This window comes from Hydrogenophaga sp. UC242_53 (genome assembly GCF_042696965.1).
GTDB lineage: Bacteria > Pseudomonadota > Gammaproteobacteria > Burkholderiales > Burkholderiaceae_C > Hydrogenophaga.
Genome location: NZ_CP170552.1, coordinates 1,913,803 through 1,937,733, shown reverse-complemented (window position 1 = coordinate 1,937,733; position 23,931 = coordinate 1,913,803). Strand labels below are relative to the sequence as shown.

The window sequence follows — 23,931 nt, the reverse complement described above, 5'->3', positions numbered from 1 at the left end:
GTCTTCATCCCTTGCGTTGCGCGCGTTGCGCGAGCAAGCGGTCCACTTCTTCGTCGGAAAGGTCTTCGATCGCGTCCACCATGCTGGCCGGCTCTTCGACCGCGACCGCCACCGCCTCGGGCGCTGCGGGCGCGGGCGGCTGGATCACGTCGTTGAGCAGGTAATCGGTGAGCGTGTCGATGGTCGGGTAGTCGAACAGCAGGGTGGCCGAGAGCGTCTGCCCCAGCGCCGAGCCCAGCGTGTTCCTCAGTTCCACCGCGAGCAGCGAGTCCAGGCCGAGCTCGCCCAGCGGCGTGCGCGGATCGACCGCGCGGGCCGGGTCCACGCCCAGCGCCTTGAGCGCGCGCTCGCGCACGAAGGCCGCCACCAGCGGGCGACGGCGCCCGGGCGGTGCGTCCTGCAGCTGCTGGCGCAGGCCGGCGGCCGGTGCGCTAGCGCCGGCCTTGGCGGCGGCCACCGCCACGGCGCCCTGCCCGGCCACGCCGGCCAGGAAGGCCGGCGGCGTGGACAGGCCCATCGCCTGCAGGTAGCGCGGCCACTCGATCGGCAGCACGGCGGCCTGGGCCTCGCCCTGGGCCAGCAGGCGCTCGAAAGCCAGCAGGCCCTGCGGCGGCGTGAGCGCGCCGATGCCCTGCGCGGCCAGGCGCTGCGCGAGCTGGCGATCCGCCGCCGCACCCACTTCCGTCCAGGCGCCCCAGTTGATGCTCAGGCCCGGCAGGCCCCGGCCCTGGCGCTCGTGGGCCAACAGGTCGAGGAAGGCGTTGGCCGCCGAATGGTTGGCCTGCCCGCGCGAGCCGAGCACGGCCGCCACGGAGGAGAACAACACGAAGAAGTCCAGCGCGTCGCTGCGGGTGAGCTGGTCCAGCAGCCAGCCGCCGCGCACCTTGGGCGCGAAGACGTGCTCGAAGCGCGCCGCGTCCTGCTGCAGCAGGCCCGCGTCGTCCAGCACCCCGGCGCTGTGCACCACGCCGCGCAGCGGCGGGCCGTCGGCGCGCATGCGCGCGAGCAGCGCGGTCATGGCCTCGCCATCGCTCACGTCCACCGCCTCGGCCACCACGGTGGTGCCCAGCGCGCGGATCTCATCAAGCACGGGCGCCACCTCGGGCGTGACGCCCCGGCGGCTGATCAGCACCACGCGGCCCGCGCCCTGCTCGGCGAGCCGGCGCGCCACCACCGGGCCCAGCCCGGCCAGGCCGCCGGTGATGAGGTAGGTGCCGTCGCGGCGCACCGAGGCCGGCGCGGCCGCGCCGTGGCGCACCACGACCTTGCCGGTGTGTTTGGCCTGGGCCATGAAACGGAAGGCGCGCTCGGCCTCGTCCAGCGCGAACACGTGGCGCGGCAGCGGGGCCAGCCGGCCTTCGCCCAGCTCGGCCACGAGGCGCGCCAGCATGCCGCCAATGAGCGCCGGGTCGCGCTCGCCGGTTTCGCCCCAGTCCACGATGTGGTAGCGCAGGCCCCGGTTCAGCGCCTGCACCCACTCGGGTGTCTTGATGCCGCGCTTGCCGATCTCGACGAAGCAGCCGCCATCGGCCAGCGCCCGAAAGCCCGCGTCGATCAGCTCGCCCGAGAGCGCGTTGAGCACGGTGTCCACGCCCCGGCCTTGCGTGAGCGCGAGCACCTCGTCGGCGAAGTCGGCGCTGCGCGAATCCATCACGTGCGGCACGCCCATGGCGCGCAGCAGCTCGCGTTTCGCTTCGGAGCCGGCGGTGGCGAACACCTCGGCACCGGCGCGCTGCGCCAGCCGCACCGCCGCCATGCCGACACCGCCGGCCGCCGCGTGGATCAGCACGCGGTCGCCGGCCTTCATGCCGGCCAGGTGGCCCAGGCAGAACTCGGCGGTGACGAAAGGAATCGGGAAGGACGCGCCCTCTTCCGCGCTCAGGCCGGCCGGCCGGGGCTGCACGAAGGCGGCGCGCGCGATGACGTGCGAGGCGAAGCTGCCGCCGGCCACGGCCAGCACGGCATCGCCCACGCGCAGGTGCGTCACACCGGGGCCCACCGCGCTCACGCGGCCGGCGCACTCGCCGCCCAGCGGGCCGGGGTCGCCGGGGTACATTCCCAGCACGTTGAGCACGTCCTTGAAATTCAGGCCGGTGGCCTCCACCGCGATCTCGACCTCGCCGGCACCGGGCGCGCGGCGCTCCAGCGGCTGCAGGCCGAGTTCGTCGAGCGCGCCGCGGACGGCGGGCGCGAGGCGGTAGGCGGCCGGGCGGCCGGTGCTGCCCGTGACGGGTGAGCGCCGCAGGTGCGCCAGTTGCGCGGCGCGGCGTTCGCCCGCGCGCCAGGCGATCTGCTTCGACGCCGACGGGCCGCCCGCCGGCGCGTCGAGTTCGGCCAGCAGGGCCTCGATCTCCGCGCCCTCTTCCAGGTCCACGCAGGCACAACGCAGTTCGGGGTGTTCCAGCGCCACCGCCTTGGCCAGGCCCCACACCGGCGCCTGCGCCGGGTTGAGCGCGCGGTCGCCCTCGTCGATGCGCTGGGCACCGCGCGTGGCGAACCACAAGGGGGGCGGCGCGCCCAGGCCGATGAGCGCCTGCGCCAGCAGGGTGCCGCTCACGGCGCCCACGGTCTGCGCGGCGCTCAGCTGGCTGGCCGAGAGACCTTCCCAGGGCTCGGCGTCGAGCGACCAGGCGTGCACCACGCCGTGCACCGCCTGGCCCTCGGCCTGCAGCTCGCTGAACACGCGGCGGTGGTCGGCGGCGGACGCCGGGTTGATGCTGAGGGTGCCGTCGGCACCCGACATGAAGCGTTCACCCGCGCGCACCAGCACGCACTGATCGCCGCGAGCGCGCAGTCGATCGGCCAGTTTTGCGGCCACGCCGCCTTCGTCGGCCCACAGCAGCCAGCGGCGCGCGGCCGGGCCGGCGGCGCGCGCCAGCAGCAGCGACTGCAGGGCCAGCGTGCCCTGGTGGCCGCCGCCTTCGGGCAGGGCCGTGCGTTCTTCGAAGCCCCGGTCGGCCAGCAGCGAGAGCCAGGCCTCGCGCGGCAGGGTGGCGTAGTCGGGCCGCAGGTCGGTGTCGTCGAAGGCCCACCAGCCTTCGGTGAGGCCCACGGTGAGGTCGAACCAGCGCTGCGGTGCCGTCACCTCCAGCATGGCCAGCAGGCCGCCGGGCACGAGCAGGCCGCGCACGCGGTCGAGCGTGCGGCGCAGGTCGGCGGTGGCGTGGATCACGTTGGCGGCGATGACCACGTCGAAGCTCTGCGGATCGAAGCCCTGCGACTTCGGGTCCTGTTCGAGGTCGAGCACCGCGAAGCGCATGAAGCCGTGCGCGGCGAAACGTTCCCTGGCGCGCGCCACGAACAGCGGGCCGATGTCGGTGAAGGTGTATTCCACGCCCTGCGTGGGCAGGCGCGGCGCCACGCGCGCGGTGGTGCCGCCGGTGCCACCGCCGATTTCCAGGATGCGCAGCGGCCGGCCGCTGCCCGCGGCCTGGTGGGCCATCACGGCCAGCATGACCTCGGTCATCAGGCCGTTGAAGACCTGGGCGGTGGGCGCGTCGCGGTACATGCGCTCGGCGGTGTCCAGCGAACCGCCGGGGAACAGCAATTGCATGGGCTCACGTTCGCCGCGCAGGGCCTCGGCCATCTCGGCGGCCACGCGGCCGGTCATCTCCAGCTCGGCGGTGGCGTCCGGGTAGGCGGCCTTCAGGCGCGCCAGTTCGGTCTCGGGCTGCGCCTCGTGCAGGGCACGGCGCACCACCCAGCCGGAAGCCTCGCGGGCCAGCAGGCCCACCTCGCCCAGGATCGCCAGCAGGCGGCCGAACAGGCGGTGGTGGCGCGCCTGCACGCCCAGGCGCGCGGCCAGGGTGGCTTCGGTGGCGTGTTCGCCCACGGCGGGCGCCCAGCCCAGGCGCGAGAGCGTGCGCACCACGTACTCGGCGCACAAGGCTTCGAGCTGGGGAATGAAGGCGTCGTAGGCGTCCAGGCGCGCCGATTGGCGCAGCGCGGGCAAGGCCTGCATGGCCTGGGCGCTCAGCAGCGGTAGCGGGGCCTGCGGCGCGGCGTCCTGCACCAGCGCCGGCGCGGCGCGCCACACGGTCTCGTACAGGCAGTCGTCGAGCCAGCGCTCGCCCAGGCGCGCCAGCGCGTCGCGCGAGACGCGCTTGAGTTGCACGTCGGCCAGCTCGGCCAGCAGCGTGCCGTCGGCCTGCCAGACGGTGACGGTGGCGCGGCTCGATTCGGCGCTGCTGGCGAGCACGTTCACATGGCTCCAGCAGCGCGCGCCGGGCGTGCCGTGCAGCGCGAAGCGGCCGATGCCGATGGGCAGGTACAGGCCTTCCTCGCCGTCGGTGGGCAGCGCGGCGGCCAGCACCTGCAGGCAGCCGTCGAGCAGCACGGGGTGCATGCCGTAGGCGCCGGTTTCCCGGGCCAGCGCATCGGTCAGGACGATCTCGCCCACCGCCTGCGACGGCCCGCGCCACAGGGTTTGAATGGACTGGAAGCCGGGGCCGAAGTCCAGGCCACGGCGCGCGAAACCTTCGTAGAAACCGGCGATGTCCACCGGCTCCGAACATGCGGCCTTCAGGGCCGCCAGGGGAACCCGTCGAAGCCGGCGCGGCGCCCGCGCGCAAGGTGCCCGACACATGGGCCACCCAGGGTTCGGCGTCGGCGGCGTCTTCACCCAGGCTGCTGAGCGTGACCGCCACCGCGCCGCCCTGCCGCGCCGCGCCGCAGACCACCTGCAGCGTGCGCGCGGCGCCGTCGTCGGCCAGCAGCATCGCTTCCTGCACGGTGATGTCTTCGACCGCCACCGGCCCCTGGCCGAACAGCTGGCGCGCGGCGGTCAGCAAGGTGTCGAGGTAGGCGGTGGCCGGCACGACCACGTGGCCTTGCACCCGGTGTTCGCGCATGAAAGTGGGCTCGTCCGCGCTCAGGCGGGATTCAAAAACCGTTTCGCTGCCCGCGCCACGCAACCGCGTGCCGAGCAGGGGATGGCCCGTGCCCCGGCCGCGCACCGCGGGCACCGGCGCGGGTGGCTTGGCCTGGAACCAGCAGCGCTCGCGCTGGAAGGGGTAGGACGGCAGGTCCACCGTGCGGCCGGGGCCACCGGCGCGCCAGTTCAAGTCGGCACCGGCCAGGTACAGCGCGCCGACGGCGTCGAGCATCTGTTCGCCGTCGTGGCGCCCCTTGCGCAGGGACGCGACCAGCGTGGGGCCGGCATCGCCCCAGGCGCGGCTGGCCATGGTCAGCAAGGTGGGGTGCGGGCCGATCTCGATGCACACGTCCGGCCGCAACGCGGCCAGCGCCTGCAGGCCGTCGCCGAAACGCACCGCCTCGCGCACGTGCTGGCGCCAGTAGCTGGCGCGGGTGAACGCCTCGCTCGCCAGCGCGCCGCTGAGGTTGGACACCACGCGCAGGCCGGGGCGCGAGAAGCGCAGCTGCGCCGCCTCGCGCTCGAAGGCGTCGAGCATGGGCTCGACCAGGGGCGAGTGGAAGGCGTGGGAGACGGTCAGGGCCTGGGTGCGCACGCCCTGCCCCGCCAGTTCGCGGCAGACCGCGTCCACGTCGGCCTGCACGCCGGAGATCACGACCTGGTCCACGCCGTTGACGGCGCCCAGCGACACGCTGTCGCGGTAGGGTTCGATGGCTTTTTTCGCCTGTTCCTCGGTGGTGAAGATCGCCGCCATGCCGCCGCCGGCGGGCAGCGCCTGCATCAGGCGGCCGCGCACCGCGATCAGGCGCAGCGCGTCTTCCAGGCTGAACACGCCGGCCACGCAGGCCGCCACGAGTTCGCCCACCGAATGGCCGATCACCGCCTGCGGCGCGACGCCCCAGGTGCGCCACCATTCGGTGAGCGCGTATTCGACCGCGAACAGCGCGGGCTGGGTGTAGGCGGTCTCGTTGAGCGGCGAGGTCTCGCCCTCGGCCGGGAACAGCACGGACAGCAAGGGCCGTTCGAGCTGCGGCGCGAGCAAGGCGGCGCAACGGTCCAGCGCGGCGCGGAACACCGGTTCGCTGTCGTACAGGCCTCGGGCCATGCCGGCGTACTGCGCGCCCTGGCCGGTGAACAGGAAGGCGATGCGTGGCGGGTCGCGGCGCGTCACGCGGGCGGTTTTCACGCCCTCGGTTTCGGCGCCGCGCGCGAGCGCGTCGAGGCGCTCGCAGAGTTCGGCCACGCTGTGGGCCAGCACGGTGGCACGCTGCGCGAAGTGCGAACGACCGACGTTGGCGGTGAAGCAGATGTCGGCCAGCTCGGCGTCGTCGCGGCCACGCAGGGCCTTGGCGTAACTCGCGGCCAGGGCGGCGAGCGCGGTCTCGTCTCGCGCCGACAGCGCCATCAGGTGCGCGGTGCGCGCCGGGCGGGCCGGCAGCGCGGGGGCCTCGGGCGCTTCTTCGAGCACCACGTGGGCGTTGGTGCCGCTGAAGCCGAAGGAGCTCACGCCAGCGATGCGGCGCCCGTCGATGGGCTGCCAGGGCGTGTGCTCGGTGGGCACGCGCAGCGCGTGGTCGGCCCAGGGGATGTGCGGGCTGGGCGTCTTGAAATGCAGGTGGGCCGGGATCTCGCGGTGCTGCAGCGAGAGCACCAGCTTGATGAGGCCGGTGATGCCGGCGGCCGCTTCCAGGTGGCCGATGTTGGTCTTGACCGAGGCCAGCCACAACGGCTGCTCGCGGTCCTTGCCGAACACCGCGCCCAGGGCCTGCACCTCCAGCGGGTCGCCGAGCTGGGTGCCGGTGCCGTGCGCCTCGACCAGGCCCACTTCGTGGGGTGCCACGCCCGCGCGGGCCAGCGCCTCGCGGATCACGGCTTCCTGCGCCGGGCCGTTGGGCGCGGTCAGGCCGCTGCTGGGGCCGTCCTGGTTGACCGCGCTGCCGCGAATGACGGCCAGCACGCGGTCGCCATCGGCCTGGGCGTCGCTCAGGCGCTTGAGCACCACCATGCCGCAGCCTTCGCCGCGCGCGAAGCCGTCGGCCGAGGCGTCGAAGGTCTTGCAGCGGCCGTCGGGCGCGAGCATGCGCGAGTGCGACAGCGCGATGTACAGGTCGGGCGAGAGGATGAGGTTGACGCCGCCGGCCAGCGCCATGCGGCACTCGCCGCTGCGCAGGGCCTGGCAGGCCAGGTGCACGGCCACCAGCGAGGAGGAGCAGGCGGTGTCCAGCGTCAGGCTGGGGCCCTGCAGGCCCAGCAGGTACGAGAGGCGGCCGGAGACGATGCTGTGCGCCATGCCGGAGGTGAAGTGCGCGTCGAGCAGCGAGCGGTCGCCGCTCATGAGCTGCATGTAGGCGTAGTCGCTGGCGGTCACGCCCACGTAGACGCCGGTGCGCGAGCCTTCGAGCCGGTCGGGCGCCTGGCCGGCGTTCTCCAGCGCTTCCCAGCTCACTTCGAGCAGCAGGCGCTGCTGCGGGTCCATGCCTTGCGCCTCGCGCGGGGCGATGCCGAAGAAGCCGGCGTCGAACTGGTCCACCGGGCCGAGGAAGCCGCCCTGGCGCGTGGCGATGCGGCCCGGGACTTCGGGGTCGGCGTCGTAGAGCGCGTCCATGTCCCAGCGGTCGGCGGGCGTGGGGCCGATGGCGTCCACACCGTCGCGCATGAGGCGCCAGAAGCTGTCGGCGTCGTTCCCGCCGCCGGGCACGCGGCAGCCCAGACCGATCACCGCGATCGGCTCGCGCGCGGCGCGCTCCATGGCCGCCAGGCGCGACTGCGCGTCCTCCAGGGCCAGGAAGGCGCGCTTGAGGGGCGACAGGGCCGCAGGCTCCTGCGGCGCCGCAGCGGGGTTCGGACGCTCGTCGTTCATGGTTTTCCCAGGCGGTCGAGGAGCAGGGCCTCGATGTCCGCATCGCTCATGGCCGCGACCGCGGCCTCTCCCAGCACCGCCGGGGCGGGTGCAACTTCCATGCCCGTCGGGGCCCCCGGCACCGGGGCCTCGGGCGGCGCCAGGCGGCCCAGCAGGTGGCTGGCCAGGGCGTCGATCGTCGGGTAGTCGAACATCAGGGTGGCGGGCAAGGGCTTGTCCAGGCCCAGGCTGGCGCCCAGCTGGTTGCGCAGCTGCACCGCCATCAGAGAGTCGAAACCCAGGTCCATCAGGCGATCATGCCGCCCTGGTGTGTCGTTTTTGTCCAGGCGCAGCACACGCACGACCCGATCGCGCACGAATTCACGCAAAAGCTCCAGACGTTCGCCCGGCAGGGCCGCTTCCAGCTGCTCGCGCAGGGCGCCGGCGGGGGTCTGGGCCGGGGTGGCGCTGGGCGCCATCGCCTCGGACACCTCGCCGGCCTGCGCCGCCGGCGTGCCCGCCGACGCATCGCCGGGCACGCGCGCGACGATGACGTGCTGGCCCAGCCACTCGGCGCTGGAGCCGGCCTGGGGCCAGGCGCCCGCGGCGTCGAAACCGGCGTCGCGCAGCGCCTGCAGCCAGGTGGCGGGCGGCAGCAGCGGGTTGTCGGTGCGCAGGTCGTCGGCGAAATGCTGCCAGCCTTCGATCAGGCCGGTGGTCATGTCGAACCAGGCCATGTGCACGGTGGACTCGACCAGCAGCAGCACGCCGCCCGGGGCCAGCAGCTGGTGCAGGCGCGAGAGGGTCAGGCGCAGGTCCTTGCTGGCGTGCACCGCGTTGGCCGAGACGATGACGTCGAAACTGTGCGGCGCGACGCCCTGCTCCAGCGGATCGCGGTCCATGTCCAGCACGCCGTAGCTCACGAAGGGGTACGCCGCGAAGCGCTCGCGCGCCCGGTCCATGAAGAAGTCGGACACGTCGGTGAAGCGGTACGCCGTGCGGTCGGCCGGCAAGGCGGGCAGCAGCGAGGCGGTGGTGCCGCCGGTGCCGGCACCGACCTCGAGCACGCGCAGCTGGCGCCCCGGTGCCACCGAGGCGCCCAGGGCCTCGAAACCCGAGGCCGCGAGCGCGTTGATATAGCGCATGGTGGCCGAGCGCTCGTACAGGCCCTCGGCCAGCTCGAAGCCGCCACCGGGGAACAGGGTTTCCAGCGGGCTCTCGCCGCCGCGCAGCACCGGGCTCACGAGTTCGCCGCAGTGGCGCACGTAGGCCAGCAGGGGCTGGTTGTCGGCGAACAGCGCCTCGGCCTCGCGCCAGAGCGCGGCCAGGTCGGGCTCGGCCAGCGGCGCGGATGCCACGAAGCTGTCGCCCTCCTGCACGAGATCGCCCTGGGCGACCAGCCGGTCCAGCCAGCGCTGCACCAGGTGCGATAGGTCTCGGCGATGCCCGCGCGCTGCAGCACCTGGGCCAGGCTGTGGCGCTCGCCCGCCGCCTTGAACAGCCCGCCATCGCGCAGGGTGCGCACGGCGTGGGCCGAGGTGATGCGCTCCAGGCAGGCCCACTTGGCGGGGTAGGAGGCGGCGTTCAGGTCGAGCGGGCCGCGTTCGGCCTGGCGCTGGAGCGCGCGCGTGAGCGTGTCCCAGCGGCGGGCGGCGCCATCGGCCGGGGCGGCCGGCTGGCCCACCACGTCCATCCAGTGGCGGCGCTCGCGGAAGGGGTACGTGGGCAGGGCCACGCGCTGGCGGGCCTGGCCGGCGTCGAGCGCGGCCCAGTTCACGTCCGTGCCCACGAGGTACAGGCGCTGCAGGCCTTCGAGCAGGTCGGTCCAGTCGGCGCGCTCGCGGTGCAGCGAGGGCAGCCATTCGACCGGCGCGCCAGCGGCGCATTCGGCGCCCATGCCCAGCAGCACGGGGTGCGGGCCGATCTCGATGAAGTGCGTGATGCCCTGGGCCAGCAGCACCTGCAGGGACTGCTCGAAGCGCACGGGCTGGCGCATGTGGTCCAGCCAGTAGCCCGGGCGCCCGATCTCTTCCACGCCCGCGAACTGGCCCGTGAGGTTGGACACCAGCGCGATCTGCGGCGCCGAGAAGCGCACGCCTTCGAGCGCGCGGCCGAACTCGGGCAGCACCGGCTCGATCCAGCGCGAATGCGCCGCGTGCGGCACGCGCAGCGCCTTCGCGCGCACACCGGCGCGCTCCAGGTGGGCCAGCAGCGCGTCCACCTCGGTGCGCAGGCCGCTGACGACGAAGTGCTCGGGGCCGTTGTAGGCGGCGATGGTCAGCGCGCCGCCGGCACGGGCCAGCTCGGCCGTCACCACCGCCTCGGGCGCGAAGACCGCGGCCATGCCGCCGTCGGCGGGCAGCGCGTGCGTGAGGCGGCCGCGCTCGGTGACCAGGCGCAGCGCGTCGTCGAGCGGGAGCATGCCGGCCACGCAGGCGGCGGCGTACTCGCCCAGGCTGTGGCCCATCACGGCCACCGGCTCGATGCCCCAGGAGCGCCAGAGCGCGGCCAGCGCGTACTCGATGGCGAAGGTGGTGGGCTGCGCGTAGAGCGTGTCGTTGATCGGCGAGGCCTCACCGGGCGCGGCGAAGATCACCTCCAGCAGGCCACGCGGCAGCAGGGGCGCGAGGCGCGCGGCGCAGTCGTCCAGCGCCTGGCGGAACACCGGCGCGCTGTCGTACAGGGCCCGGCCCATGCCGGCGTACTGGGCGCCCTGCCCGGTGAACAGGAAGGCCACCTGCGGGCGCTGCGCGCCTTGCACCTGGCTGGCCTCGGCCTGGGCCAGACCCTGGCGGATCCCGTCGAGGTCGGCGCCGACCACGGCCACGCGGTGGCTGAAGTGGGCCCGGCCGGCGTTGGCGGTGAAGCAGAGGTCGGCCAGGGGCGCGGTGGCCGTGGCCAGCGCGGCCTCGTGGCGGCGCACCAGTTCCTGCAGCGTGGCGCCGTCGCGCGCGGAGAGCGCCAGCAGGTGCAGCGGGCGGTCCTTGCCCGCTGGGGCGGGTGTCTTCTGCGGGGCTTCTTCGAGGATGACGTGGGCGTTGGTGCCGCTGAAGCCGAACGAGCTCACGCCCGCGAGGCGGCGGCCTTCGATCGGCGCCCAGGGCGTGACCTGCGTGGGCACGGTCAGCGCCAGGCGGTCCCACGCGATGTGCGGGCTGCCGGTGCGGAAGTGCAGGTGCGGCGGGATCTCGCGCCGCTGCATCGCCAGCACCACCTTGATCACGCCGGCCATGCCGGCGGCCGCTTCCAGGTGGCCGATGTTGGTCTTGACCGAGCCGATGGGCAGCGGCTGCGCCGCGCTGCGGCCCTCGCCCAGCACCGCGCCGAGCGCGCCCACCTCGATCGGGTCGCCCAGCGGCGTGCCGGTGCCGTGCGCTTCCACATAACCGATCGCGCTCGCCGGCACCCGGGCCGAGGCCAGCGCCGCGCGCAGCACGGCCTCCTGGGCCGGGCCGTTGGGCGCGGTCAGGCCGCCGCTGCGGCCGTCCTGGTTGAGCGCGCTGCCACGCGCCACGGCCAGCACGCGGTCGCCCTGCGCCAGCGCGTCCGAGAGGCGGCGCAGCACGAGCACCGCGCAGCCTTCGCCGCGCACGTAGCCGTCGGCCTCGGCGTCGAAGGTCTTGCAGCGGCCATCGGCGGCCATCATGCGGGCGCGCGAGAAGTTGATGTTCATCTCGGGCGTGAGGATCAGGTTCACCGCCCCGGTCAGCGCCCGGTCGCACTCGCCCGCGCGCAGCGCCTGGCAGGCCTGGTGCAGCGCCACCAGCGAGGAGGAGCAGGCGGTGTCCACCACCACCGCCGGCCCCTGCAAGCCCAGGAAGTAGGACAGCCGGCCGGCCACCACGCTGTAGGCGTTGCCGGTGCTGAAGTAGGCGTCGATCAGCTCGCGGTGGGCGAACAGCGCGCGGCCGTAGTCGTTGTTGCTCACGCCCAGGTAGACGCCGGTGCGCGAGCCCGCGAGTTCGGGGCCGGCGTGGCGCAGCGTCTTCCAGCGCCTCCCAGCTGACCTGCAGCATGAGGCGCTGCTGCGGGTCCATGCTGGCGGCCTCGCGCGGCGAGATGCCGAAGAACTCGGCGTCGAAGCGGTCCACCTGGTCGATGAAGCCGCCGAAGCGCGTGGTCATCTTGCCCGGCGCGTCCGGGTCTTCGGCGTAGAGCGCGTCGAGCGACCAGCGGTCCGCCGGGATGCCCTGGATCGCGTCGGTGCCCGACCACAGCAGCTCGGCGAAGCTCTCGGCGTCGTGCACACCGCCGGGCAGGCGCATGCCCATGCCGACGATGGCGATGGGTTCGTGCAGCGCCGCCTGCGCGCGGGCCAACTGGGCCTTGAGATCGCGGATCTCGAGCAGCGCGCGCTTGACGGGGGTGAGCGCTTCGGCGCCCGGCGGGGTGTCTGTCATGTGTGCTCCGAGGACCCGCTTTCGAGTTCCTTCAACAAGAGGGCTTCGGCTTCTTCATCGCTGAGGTCGGCCAGTTCATCGAGCGCGGGCGGCGCGGCGGCGGGCGCGGCGAACGATTGCGCGGGCGCCGCCTCGACCTCCAGGCCCAGCGTGCGCAGCAGGCTGGTGGCCAGGGCGTCGAGCGTGGGGTAGTCGAACAGCAGCGTGGCCGGCAGCGGGTGCGCGAAGGCTTTGGCCAGGGCGTTGCGCAGCTCCACCGCCATCAGGGAGTCGAGGCCGACTTCCTTGAGTGCGATGCGGGGCTGCAGCGGCTGTGCCGATTCCAGGCCCAACACCTGCAAGGTGCGCTCGCTCAGGTAGGCGATGAGGGCCGCGCGGCGCTGGCCGCTGGGCATGGCCTGCAGCCGCTCCAGCACCGCTGGCCCGGCGGGCGGGGCAGCGGGCGCCGTGGTGGGCATGGCGGTGGCCAGGGTCTGGAAGAAGCCCGCGTCGGCCCCGGCCGGCAACTGCGCCAGGAAGCGCGTCCAGTCGATCGGCAGCACCAGCGCATGGGCGGTGCCCTCCTGCAGCAGCTGCGCCAGCGCGGCGAAGCCGGTGGCGGGCGTGATCTGGCCCAGGCCGCGCGCGGCCCACGCGCCGTGGCCGCTGCTGGCCGACTGGGCGGCCATGCCGACCTCGGCCCAGGCGCCCCAGGCCACGCTCAGGGCGGGCAGGCCCTGGCGATGGCGCGCGTGGGCCAGGGCATCGAGTTCGGCGTTCGCGGCCGGGTAGGCCCCCTGCCCCGCCGCGCCCAGCCACAGGCCGGCGGCGGAATAGAGCACGAAGAGATCGAGCGGCAGGTGGCGCGTGAGATCGTGCAGCACCCAGGCGCCGTGGGCCTTGCCGCGCAGCACGGCCTGGCAGCGCGGCCAGGTCTGGCGCAGCAGCACGGCGTCGTCCAAGGCGCCGGCGGCGTGCACCACGCCGCGCAGCGGCGGCATGGTGCGTGAAAGGCTCTCGAGCACCGAGGCCATGCGCTCGCGGTCGGCGGCGTCGGCCTCGAAGGTGTTCACGGTGGCGCCCTGCGCGCGCAGTTCGGCGATCACCGCCCGCGCGTGGTCGCCAGGCGCCGAGCGGCCGCTGAGCGCCAGGTGGCGCGCGCCCGAGGCGACCAGCCAGCGCGCCGTTTCCAGGCCCAGGCCACCCAGGCCGCCGGTGATCCAGTAGGTGGCGTCGGCGGCGATCGCCGCCGGCTGCGGCACGCGCAGCACGATCTTGCCCACGTGCTTCGCTTGCGCCATGAAGCGGAAGGCTTCCTGCGCGCCTTCCAGTGGGTAGATCCGCACCGGCAGGGGCGCAAGACTGCCATCGGCGAAGGCCTCGAGCAGGTCGTCGAACATGGGCCGCAGCAGGCCGTGGTCGGCCTGGGCTTCGGAGCCCAGGTCGTAGGCGTGGTAGCGCACATCGGGCCGCAGCGCGGCGGCGCTGTCCACGGTCAGGATGTCGCGCTTGCCCAGTTCCAGGAAAGTGCCGCCCTGGCCCAGCGCGCCCAGCGTGGCGGGAATGAAATCGCCGGCCAGGGAGTTGAGCACCACGTGCACGCCCTGCCCGTTCGTGGCGGCGCGCAGCTCGTCGGCGAAGGCGAGCGAACGCGAATCCATCACTTGCGCCACGCCCATCCGGCGCAGCAGCTCGCGCTTGTCGGGCGAGCCCGCCGTGGCGAACACCTGGGCGCCCGCGCGCAGCGCGAGCTGCACCGCGGCCAGGCCCACGCCACCGGCGGCGGCGTGGATCAGCACGCGCTGGCCCGGCCGCAGTTGGGCGAGGCGGTGCAGGCCGTGGTGGGCGGTGAGAAACGCCACCGGCAGGGCCGCGGCGTCTTCCACGGCCATGCCGGCCGGCAGCTTGGCGAGAAAGGCCGCCGGCACGGTCACGTCCGTGCCCAGGCTGCCGGGCGCGTAACCGAACACGGTGTCGCCCACCGCGAGCCCCTCGACGCCCGCGCCGATGTCGGTGACCTCCCCGGCGCACTCGGCGCCCAGCGGCACGCCGGGCGCGCTGTACATGCCCAGGGTGAGCAGCACGTCGCGGAAATTGATGCCGGCCGCGCGCACGCGCAGGCGCACTTCGCCGGCCTGCAGGCGGTGGGGCGTGGAGGCCTGCAGCCGCGCACCGTCGAGCGTGCCGGCCTGGGCCACCACCCAGTGGCGGGGCTCGCTGCGGCGCGCACCCTCGCCCCGGCGGTGGCGCACCAGCCGGGCCGCCCAGCGCTGCGCGCCACGCAGGGCGATGCGCTGCGGGGACGCGGGGGGTTGCCGCAATTCGGTCAACAGGTTCAGGGCCGCGTTCGCGGTGTCCGTGGGGTCCAGGTCGATCGCATGGACCTGCAGTTCCGGGTGCTCGACCGCCACCACGCCCGCCAGGCCCCAGAGGCCGGCCGCACGCGGCCGCAGGGCGTCGGCGGCTTCCTGGCCGCTGACCGCCTGCGCGCCCCGGCTCACCAGCCACAGCGGCGCGGGCGCGGCGCCCAGGCCCTGCACCAGCGCGAGCGCGCTGCCCACGGTGAGCCAGTCGTCGTCGTGCTCGGCGGGCCCGTCGAGCGGCGCCGTGTCCAGGCTCCAGAGATGCACCACGCCGCGCCACGGGCCGGCGGTGTCCAGGGCGTCGCCCGGTCGCACACGCACGCACTGCGCGCCGGCCTGCGTCAGGCGGTCCGCGAGTTCGTCGGCCACACCGGAGCGGTCGGCCAGCAGCAGCCAGCGGCCTTGCAGATCGGCCGTGGCGGCGAGCAGCGGCTGGGGCTGCCAGGCCAGGTCGTACAGCAAACCGTCGCTGGCATCGGCGGCCGCGAAGGCGCTGGCGTCGGCCGGGGCGAAACGCATGCCGTCCAGGCGGGCGACCACGGTGCCGTCGGGTTCGCAGAGGGTCACGCGCGCGGTGAGCGAGCTGCCGGTCTCGACCACGCTCGCCGACACCTGGAGGCGCCGCGACCGCGACGGGCGCAGCAGCAGCTCGTCCACCCCCAGCGGCAGGTAGAGGCTGGGCGGCAGGCCGCCACCGGCGTGGCCCGCGGCCACGGAACAGAGCTGCAGCGCGCCATCGAGCAACACGGGGTGCAGGGCATGGCCCGTGGCCAGGCCTTCGTCAGGCAGTTCCACCCAGCCGCTGGCGCACGCCAGGGCCGGACGCCACGTCCTGCAGCACGCGGAAACGGGGACCGAAGGCCACACCGAGTTCGGCGAAGCGCTGGTGGACCGCCGAGGCGTCCACGGCCTGGTCGGTGGTCACGGCATCGGCCACCTCGGCACCGTTCGCGGCCACGGCGCGGGCGTTCGCCACCGGCTGCCACCCATCGCCATCGAGCGCCTGGTGCAATTCGAGGTCCACGGCGCCACCCTCGTCCAGCGTGGCCGAGACCTGCCAGCGCGTGGCCGGCTCGTCCGCCTCGGCGATGACCAGCGGGCGCGAGAGCGTGAAGCCGGTGAGCCGCACGGCGTCGGCCCGCAGCAGGTCGCGCGCGGCCGCGCCCAGCACGTCCATCATGGCGGCGGCCGGCATCAGCAGGCGGCCGAAGATGCGGTGGTCGTTCAGCCAGGCGTGCGCGGCGGAGGCATCACCCTCGTGGATGCGCATCTTCTGGCTCGCCATGGGCAGGCGCCGGCCGAGCAAGGGGTGCACGGCCGCGCCCTGTGCCGTTGAAACGCTCGGGGTCGAAACAGGGCGCGGGCGGATCCAGTGGCGCTTGCGCTGCCAGGGGTAGGCCGGCAGCGGCACCACCTGCCCGCCGTCGGGCTGGAGCGCGTCCCAGGCCGGCATGAGGCCGGCGGCGTACAGGCCGGCGCAGGCCTGCAGCAGGGTTTCGCGCTCGGGCTTGCCGCGGCGCAGCGAGGTCAGCAAACGGGGCTCCACCTCCGCACCGGCCAGGCATTCGGCGATCGAGGCGCCGAGCACCGGGTGGGGGGCCGATTTCGAGGAACACGTCGAAGCCGTCGTCCGCCATGGCCTGGATGGCCGGGGCGAAGCGCACCGTCTGGCGCACGTTGCGGCCGAAGTAGCCGACGTCGAGCGGCTGCGGGTCGAGCAAGGCGCCCGTGACGGTGGAGTAGACCGGCACGCCCGGCGCCGCGCAGCGCAGGCCCGCGAGTTCGTCGGTGAGCCGCTGCTGGAACGGCGCCATCTGGGCGCTGTGGAAGGCGTACTGCACCGGCAGCATGCGGTGGGCCACGCCGCGCGCCGTGAGCTGGTCGAGCGCCTCGTCCAGGGCCTTCGCGTCGCCCGAGAGCACCACGCTGCGCGGCCCGTTGAGCGCGGCCACGGAGAGTTGGCCGTTCCACGGCGTCACGAATTCGTCGGCGGCTTCGGCGCTCAGGCCGACCGAGGCCATGCGACCCAGGCCGGTGGCCTGCTGCATGGTGCGGCCCCGATGCCAGACGACGCGGATCGCGTCGGGCAACGGGAGCACACCCGCCACGTGCAGCGCGGCCATCTCGCCGATGCTGTGGCCCACCAGGCCATCGGGCTGGATGCCCCAGGATTTCCAGAGCGCCACCAGCGCCACCTGCAAGGCGAACAGCGCGGGCTGCGCCACCTCGGTTTCGCCGAGCCGCGAGTGCGCTTCGTCCGCCGCCAGGGCGTCCAGCAGCGACCAGCCCGAGAGCGGGCGCAGCAGCGCGTCGCACTCGGTCATCACCGCGCGGAACACGGGCTCGCTGGCCAGCAGTTCGCGGCCCATGGCGTGCCACTGCGGCCCCTGCCCGCTGAACACGAAGGCCACGCGCGGCAGCGCGATGGACGAGCGCTGGCCGCTGGCCAGCGCCGGCGCGTCTTCGCCGAGCGCGAACTGGTTCAGGCGCGCGGCGATGTCTTGAGCCGACTGGCCGACCACGGCCAGGCGCACATCGTGGTGCGTGCGGCGCTCGGCGGCGGTGAACACGGCATCGGGCAGGGCCACCACGCCCTGGGTGAGGAAACCGGCCCAACGCTGCGCCACGGCGCGCAGGGCCTCGGGGCTTTTGGCCGACAGGGGCAGCAGGTGCCCGGTGCCGTCGCCGGGCGGGGACGGCTCGGCCGGCAGCGCCGGGGCCTCTTCCACGATCACGTGGGCGTTGGTGCCGCCCACGCCGAAGGAACTCACGGCGGCGCAGCGCGCCTGTGCGCCACGCGGCCAGGGCGTGAGCGCGGTGGCCACGGCCAGGCGCGTGCCGGCGAGCGAGATGTGGTGGCTCAGGCGGGTGAAATTGGGTTGCGGCGGGATCGCCTCGTGCTGCAGCGCCAGCACGGCCTTGATCAGGCCGACCACACCGGCGCCCGCTTCGAGGTGGCCGATGTTGGCCTTGGCCGCGCCGATGTAGCAGGTGCCGGCGCCGGGCGCGGGCTGGCCCACGGTGGCGGCCAGGGCCTCCACCTCGATCGGGTCGCCCAGCGCGGTGCCGGTGCCATGGGCCTCCACGAAGCCGATGCGGTGGGGTTCGAGCTGCGCGTTGTCCAGCGCCTCGCGCACCATGGCCTGCTGGGCCAGGCCGTTGGGGGCGGCCAGCAGCGTGGAGTGGCCGTCGGAGTTCACGGCCGAGCCGCGCAGCACGCCGAGCACGCGGTCGCCATCGGCCACCGCGTCGGCCAGGCGCTTGAGCACCACCACGCCACAGCCTTCGCCCCGGCCGAAGCCGTCGGCCGATTCGTCGAAGGTCTTGCAGCGGCCGTCGGGCGCCATGAAGCCGACCTTGGACAGCGAGACCATCAACTCGGGCGAGATCATCAGCGACACGCCACCGGCCACCGCGAGATCGCTTTCGCCGCTGCGCAGGCTCTGGCAGGCCAGGTGGATCGCCACCAGCGAGGACGAGCAGGCGGTGTCGATCGACAGGCTGGGGCCGCGCAGGTCCAGCAGGTAGGACAGCCGGTTGGCGACCACGCTGTGCAGCGTGCCGGTGAGCGTGCGCGCGTCGACGGCGGCCAGGTCGTTGTGCTGCATCTGCGCGTAGTCGCTGTGGTAGCTCGCGATGTACACGCCGGTGCGGCTGCCTTGGAGGCGCGCCTCGGACAGGCCGGCGTCGTCCAGCGCCTCGATGGCGACTTCGAGCAACAGGCGCTGCTGGGGATCCATGCGCTCGGCCTCGCGCGGCAGCACGCCGAAGTACGCGGCGTCGAAGCCGTCGATGCGGTCGAGGAAGCCACCCCATTTGGTGAGCGACTTCGCGGGTGCGGCGGCATCGGTGCTGTACCAGGCATCACCGTCCCAGCGGTCGGCGGGCACTTCGCGGATCGCCTCGCGGCCATCGCGCAGCAGTTCCCACAGATCGGCCGGCGACTCCACGCCGCCGGGCGTGCGGCAGCCCATGCCGACCACGGCGATGGGGTCGGCGCGCAGCACCGGCTCGGCCGATTCGCGCAATTGCCGCGCCATCAGCGCGAGCTTGAGGGCGGACAGGCCTTTGAGCGCGTCGGATGCCATCAGCCTCCTCCCCGGCGGCGGTTGCCGCGCAGCGCCAGCAAGGCGTCTTCATCGGACAGGGCGGCCACGACGGGCGCGGCCGGTGGTGGGGGGGCATCCTGGGCCGGTGGCGCCACCGGCGCGGCGGCATCGGCGCCCGCCAGATGCGCGGCCAGCGCTTCCACCGTGGGGTAGTTCCAGGCCAGGGTCGCCGACAGCGAGCGGCCCGTGGCGGCTTCGAGCCGGTTGCGCAGTTCCATCGCCATCAAGGAGTTCAGTCCCATCGAGCCCAAGGCCTTGCGCGGGTCCAGGCGCGCGGGCGCGATGCGCAGCACCGCCCCCACGGCTTCCTTCACCAGGCCCTCCAGCAGGCGGCGCCGTTCGGCCGGCGCTGCCGTGGCGAGTTGTTCACCCAGGCCCGTGGTGGCGACCGGTGCCGCCGGCAAGGCGGCCAGCAGGTCGCGGCAAAGCGGCGCGGAGCGGCCGGCCCGTGCCATCGCGAAGGCCGCCCAGTCCAGAGGCACCACGATCAGGTGCGCCTCGCGGCGCTGGCACAGCCAGGGGAACAGCGCGGCGCCTTGCGCGGGCTCGAACGCCCGGATGCCCTGGCGCTCCATCTGCGCGACGTTCCGGGCACCGGCGTCGTCGTGCACGAGGCCCGTGCCGGCCCACACGCCCCAGCCGATGCTGAGCGCGGGCAGGCCGCGCGCGCGCCGGTCCTGCGCCAGCGCGTCCAGCCCGGCGTTGGCGGCCGCGTAGTTGGCCTGGCCCGCCTGCGCGAACACGGCGCCGGTGGAGGAAAAGGTGACGAACAGGTCGAGGTCGGGCAGCAACTGGTCCAGCCAGCGCGCGCCCTGCAGCTTGGGCCGCAGCACCGCGTCGAAGGCGGCCTCGTCCATCTGGCTGGCCAGGCGGTTGTCGAAGGTGCCGGCGGCGTGCACCACGCCCCGGATCGCCGGCCAGGCCTCGGCGGCGTAGCGCGCGAGGAAGGCTTGCAACTGATCCTTGTCGGCCACGTCCACCGCGGCGACGTGCACCGAGGCGCCCTGGGCTTCGAGCGCGCGCACGGCGGCCACGCGCCGGCCTTCGGCACTGGCGGGGTCGAGCGCGCCCCAGACCGCGCGCTCGGGCAAGGGGGTGCGGCCCAGCAGCACCAGCCGGCGCGCCCCGCCTTCCACCATGGCCCGTGCCACGTGGCCGGCCACGCCGCCCAGGCCTCCGGTGATGAGGTAGGCCGCGTCGGCGCGCCACGCAAAGGGCTGCGCCAGGCGGTCGCGCTCGGCGCGCGCCAGGCACAGGACATGGCGATAGGGGCCGCGCCAGGCGACCTGGTCTTCGCCATCGGCGCACAGCAGGTGGTCCGCCAACGCGCCTGCGCCGCGGGCGGCGTCGAAGTCCGCGCCGAGGTCGATCAGACCGCCCCAGTGTTCGGGGTGCTCTTCGGCGAGCACGCGGGCGCTGCCCCAGAGCGCGCCTTGCTGCAGCTGCACGCGCTCGCCCGGCACCACCGCCTGGGCAGCCTGGGTGATGAACCAGAGGCGGGCGTCGGAGCCCGCGCTGCGCAGAGCGCGCAGCGCCTGCAAAGGGAGAAACGGCGCCGTGGCGTCCTCTTTCGCCCAGAGCACCACATGGTCGCAAGGCTCGGCAAGCGCGGCGTGCAGCCCGGCCAGCGGCACGCCGCGCGCCTGCATGCCCGAGGCGCGCAGCGCGGCCACCAGGGCCTCGTCGGCCGCACCGACCACCAGCCAGCGCGAAGCGCGCGGCGCGCTGTCGTGGGAAGGGTCGCTGGCGGTCCATTGGAGCTGGTACAGCCAGTCCAGCGAAGCGGCGTCCGGCTTGCGGGTCGGGCCCGGCGCGCCGCTGGCGTTGAAGCTCGGCACCTCGGCCGCGTCGGCCCAGTGCCGTTCTCGCTGCCAGGGATAGGAAGGCAGGTCCACCCAGCGGCCCGGCGCCGGCTGGCTCGCGCGCCAGTCCACGGGAATACCGTGCGTCCACAGGGCGCCCAGTGCGGCGCGGGCCCCCAGGCAGGCCGGCTCGTCGCGGTGGCCGCAGGCCACGGTGGCGATGTCGCGCGCGGCGATCTGCGCGGTCTGCTGCAGGGACGGCAGCAGGACCGGGTGTGGGCCGAGTTCGACGAACACGGTGATGCCCTCGGTCAGCATCTGCTCCACGGCGTGCGAGAACAGCACCGGGCGGCGCAGGTTGTCCGCCCAGTAGGCGGCGGGCATTTCATGGCCCTCGACGCGGCGCGCGCGCACGGTGGAATACAGAGGGCAGCGGGCGGCCGAGGGCGACAGGCCGTCGAGTTGCTGGGCCAGTTCCTGCGCGAGCGGCTCCATCTGCGGGCTGTGCGAGGCCACATCCACCTTCACCAACCGGCAGAAGATCTGCTCGCGCTCGAGTTCGGCCATCACGGCCTGCACCGCCTCGGGCTCGCCCGAGATGACGCTGGATCGCGGGCTGTTGCTCACCGCCACCGACAACCGGTCTTCCCGGCCTCGCAGGCGCTGGCGCGCATCCTCCATCGACAGCTCCACCAGGGCCATGGCGCCCAGGCCGCTGACGCGCCGCATGAGCCGGCTGCGCGCGCACACGATCTGCATGGCCTGCCCGATGTCGAGCACGCCGGCGATGCAGGCCGCGCCCACCTCGCCCATGCTGTGGCCCACCACCGCGTCGGGCTCCACGCCCCAGGAGCGCAGCAGCGCCGCGTAGGCGATCGCGAGGGACACCAGCACCGGCTGCACCACGTCGATGCGGTCGAGCTGGGCGTCGGCGCTGCCGGGTTCGGCCTGCAACAGGGCCAGGATGGACACGTCCAGGTAGGGCCGCGCGGCGGCATCGCACTGCGAAAGGATGTCGCGAAACACGGGCTCGTGAGCGATCAGCTGCCGCGCCATGCCGCTCCACTGCGCGCCCTGCCCGGGCACGACGAAAGCGAGCCGCGGACGCTCACCGGGGCGCGCCTGGACGCCCTCGCCTTCGCCCGAAGCGAAGCGCTGCAGGGCCTCGCGCAGCGAAGCCGCGTCCTGCGCGGCGAAAGCCGCCCGGACTTCCAGCGCCGAGCGCCGCAGCGCGGCCGCCTGGCAGAGTTCCTCCAGCGCCAGGGCCTCCGCGTCCGCGAGCCGATCGGCATACCGGGAAGCGAGCGCGCGCAAGGCCTCCGGGCTCCTGGCGGACAGCGGAAGCACCACCGCCGGGCCGGGGGCGGCGGGCGAAGCCTTCGCCTCGACCGCCGGCGCCTCCTGCAACACGACGTGGGCGTTGGTGCCCGCGATGCCGAACGAGTTGACGCCCGCCACGCGCGGGGTGCCCGATGCCGGCCAGGCCGCGAGCGAGGTCGGCACGCGAAACGGCAGCTCGCCCCAGGGCACGCCGGGATTGGGATTCACGAAATGCAGGCTGGCCGGCACCGCACCGTGGTGCAGCGCGAGCGCGGCCTTGATCAGCCCGGCCACGCCGGCCGCGCCCTCGGTGTGGCCGATGTTGGTCTTGACCGACCCGATGTGGCAGGTGCTGCCCGCCTCGCGGGCATCACCCAGCACGGCGCCCAAGGCGGCGATCTCCACCGGGTCGCCGGCGCGCGTGCCGGTGCCATGCGCTTCCACGTACGACACCTGCGAGGCGGCCACGCCGGCGTCGCGGTAGGCGGCGCGCAGCATCTCTTCGTGGCCGATGCGGCTGGGCCGGCCCATCACGCCGCTGCTGCGGCCATCGTTGTTCACCGCGCTGCCGCGAATCACCGCGTAGATGCGGTCGCCGTCGCGCACCGCGTCGGCCAGCCGCTTGAGCACCACCAGCCCGGCGCCTTCGCTGCGCACGTAGCCGTCGCCCGAGGCGTCGCCGAACTTGCAGTGGCCGTCGGCGGCCATCATGCGACTCTGCGAATAGCCGATGGTGATGTGCGGCTGCAGGATCATGTTCACGCCGCCGGCCAGGGCCAGGCGCGTCTCGCCGCTGCGCAGGCTGCGCACGGCCAGGTGCACCGCCGCCAGCGACGACGAGCAGGCCGAATCGATCGTCAGGCTCGGCCCGCGAAAGCCGAACACATAGGAGATGCGCCCCGACGAGGCGTAGCGCCCGCTGCCCAGCGTGGACGGGAAGTCGATCGCCTCGGGTTGGGCGAACAGCCGGGACTCGAAATCACTGACCCACTGGCCGATGTAGACCGCCGTGTCGCTGCCTTCGAGCTGCGGCACGTCCTGGCCGGCGTCTTCCAGCGCCTCCCAGGCCGTCTCCAGCAGCACGCGCTGCTGGGGATCGATCACCTGCGCCTCGCGCGGCGAAATGCCGAAGAAATCGGCATCGAACAGGTCCATGCGATCGAGGAAGCCCCCGCGCCGCGACATCATGCGGCCCGGGGTCGCGGGGCGGGCGTCGAAAAACCGCTGGAGGTCGATGCGGTCGGCCGGCACCTCGCCAATCGCATCCTGCCCTTCGCTCAAAAGCCGCCAGAAGCTGGCGGAGTCGATCACGCCCCCCGGGAAGCGGCACCCGATGCCCACGATGGCGACGGGTTCCTTCGAGGGGTGGTTCATGCCGAGGTCTCACGCGGCCGGGCCTCGGCCAGCAGCGGCGCCAGCGTGGCCGACAGGTCGGCCAGCAGCGGATCTTTCTGCGCCTGGAGGTAGAAGTGATCGCCCGGGAACACCCGCACGCGGAACGCGCCCTGGGTTTCGCCGCGCCAGCCGTCCAGGTGCGCGCGCGGCGTCAGCGGATCGTCCGAGCCGCCGAACACCGTGACCGGGCAGGCCAGCGGCGCGCGGGAGGCCGGCGGCAGGTGGGTCTCCAGCGCGTGGATGTCGGCCCGCAGCGCGGGCAACAGCAACGCCAGCAGCTCCTCGTGCTCGGCCACCTCGGGCGGAATGCCACCGTAGCGGCGGTTGATCTCGGTCACGAAATCGGCGTCCGACAGGACGTGCAGCAGGGGATCGGGGTTGGGCCAGTGCGGCGGCCGCCGGCCCGAGACGAACAGGTGGCGCGGCATCGGCGCGCCGGTCGCGTGCAGCGCACGCGCCACTTCGCTCGAGAGCACGGCACCCATGCTGTCGCGAAAAAAGGCGAACGGCAGATCGAGATGGGGTTGCAGCGCGGCCACCACGGCGCTGACGAGCTCGGGCAGGTGCGTCATCGCGGGCTCGTTCAGGCGGTTGGCGCGGCCAGGCAGCTGGATCGCGCAGAGCTCCAGATCGGCGGGCAGCGCAAGCGACCAGGGCCGGTACACGGCCGCGCCCACCCCGGCATGGGGAAAGCAGAACAGGCGGGCCCGCGCCTGCGGCCTGGGCGTGAAGCGTTGCAACCACAGGCTGTTCATCGCGCGCCCCACAGCCAGGCTGAAGATGGCGTCCCGATGGTCACGGTTGTTCCGCGGTCAGGATGTGAAGCGGTCCAGCGTTTCATCGTGTCGTCC

Annotated in this window: 8 protein-coding genes and 2 pseudogenes; all 10 read right to left on the bottom strand. The window is 74.0% G+C overall.

Translation table 11 applies throughout. The features are described from left to right. Positions 1 to 4: 4 nt before the first annotated feature. Positions 5 to 4,585, bottom strand: a complete 4,581-nt coding sequence (locus ACFJI0_RS09855; protein WP_382324595.1) for an SDR family NAD(P)-dependent oxidoreductase — start codon at positions 4,583 to 4,585, stop codon at positions 5 to 7. A 58-nt stretch (positions 4,586 to 4,643) separates the two neighbouring features. Next, positions 4,644 to 7,622, bottom strand: a pseudogene (locus ACFJI0_RS09850) (type I polyketide synthase); the annotation flags it as partial. Between the two features lie 107 nt (positions 7,623 to 7,729). Continuing rightward, the gene (locus tag ACFJI0_RS09845; RefSeq protein ID WP_382324593.1) at positions 7,730 to 9,070 is read right to left on the bottom strand and encodes a methyltransferase; all 1,341 of its coding nucleotides are present in this window, start codon (positions 9,068 to 9,070) and stop codon (positions 7,730 to 7,732) included. Further along, positions 8,953 to 11,694, bottom strand: coding sequence for a type I polyketide synthase (locus ACFJI0_RS09840; protein WP_382325594.1), 2,742 nt, complete (start codon positions 11,692 to 11,694; stop codon positions 8,953 to 8,955). Before ACFJI0_RS09840 ends, ACFJI0_RS09845 begins: the two co-directional genes overlap by 118 nt. A 31-nt stretch (positions 11,695 to 11,725) precedes the next feature. Further along, positions 11,726 to 12,112, bottom strand: a pseudogene (locus ACFJI0_RS09835) (beta-ketoacyl synthase N-terminal-like domain-containing protein); the annotation flags it as partial. Next, on the bottom strand, positions 12,109 to 15,249 hold the full coding sequence (locus tag ACFJI0_RS09830; RefSeq protein ID WP_382324591.1) for an SDR family NAD(P)-dependent oxidoreductase: 3,141 nt from the start codon (positions 15,247 to 15,249) through the stop codon (positions 12,109 to 12,111). The gene ACFJI0_RS09830 and the pseudogene ACFJI0_RS09835, both read right to left, overlap by 4 nt. After that, positions 15,236 to 15,769 carry a hypothetical protein gene (locus ACFJI0_RS09825; protein ID WP_382324589.1) on the bottom strand — a complete coding sequence of 178 codons (534 nt, stop codon included), beginning with the start codon at positions 15,767 to 15,769 and terminating at the stop codon, positions 15,236 to 15,238. Before ACFJI0_RS09825 ends, ACFJI0_RS09830 begins: the two co-directional genes overlap by 14 nt. After that, positions 15,705 to 18,542: a type I polyketide synthase gene (locus ACFJI0_RS09820; protein ID WP_382324587.1), complete on the bottom strand. Its 2,838-nt coding sequence runs from the start codon at positions 18,540 to 18,542 to the stop codon at positions 15,705 to 15,707. The genes ACFJI0_RS09825 and ACFJI0_RS09820 overlap by 65 nt, the downstream gene beginning before the upstream one ends. Further along, the gene (locus ACFJI0_RS09815; protein ID WP_382324585.1) at positions 18,542 to 23,059 is read right to left on the bottom strand and encodes an SDR family NAD(P)-dependent oxidoreductase; all 4,518 of its coding nucleotides are present in this window, start codon (positions 23,057 to 23,059) and stop codon (positions 18,542 to 18,544) included. Before ACFJI0_RS09815 ends, ACFJI0_RS09820 begins: the two co-directional genes overlap by 1 nt. Continuing rightward, entirely contained in the window at positions 23,056 to 23,835 is a 780-nt protein-coding gene (locus ACFJI0_RS09810; protein ID WP_382324583.1) for a thioesterase II family protein, read from the bottom strand. Before ACFJI0_RS09810 ends, ACFJI0_RS09815 begins: the two co-directional genes overlap by 4 nt. Positions 23,836 to 23,931 lie beyond the last annotated feature (96 nt).